The sequence below is a fragment of the Streptococcus suis genome (assembly GCF_002960445.1).
GTDB lineage: Bacteria > Bacillota > Bacilli > Lactobacillales > Streptococcaceae > Streptococcus > Streptococcus hyiners.
This window is the reverse complement of record NZ_POJD01000305.1, coordinates 1-306: the sequence shown is the minus strand read 5'-3', so window position 1 is coordinate 306 and position 306 is coordinate 1. Positions and strand designations below refer to the sequence as shown.

The following is a 306-nucleotide window of genomic DNA, read 5'->3' as shown; positions in this document are numbered from 1 at the left end:
TGATACGAGAGAACGCGCAATTGCCTTAGAGGTTCGAGGATTTAATTCAAAATCTAAAAAGACATTTATCAATCCACCGATTCGTTCGCAATTTGATCGATTGATTCAAATTTTCTGCATTTTTGGAGTTGTGCTAGCAATTGTCTGGAGGGTTCTATAATGGCACATATTAAAATTGAAAATCTAAAATACCAATATCCCTTTGCTGAAAAGTTGGCTCTAGACGGCATCACGTGTGAGATTCGTCCAGGTGAATTCATTGGGGTAATTGGTCGAAATGGTTCTGGAAAATCGACATTCTGTCAA

General features: G+C 37.9%; 1 protein-coding gene. It reads left to right on the top strand.

Annotation, left to right across the window (positions count from 1 at the left end; translation table 11 throughout):
- Positions 1-159: 159 nt before the first annotated feature.
- Positions 160-306: ATP-binding cassette domain-containing protein (locus C1G53_RS10955; protein ID WP_153046716.1), on the top strand; the 147-nt coding region annotated here is incomplete at its 3' end.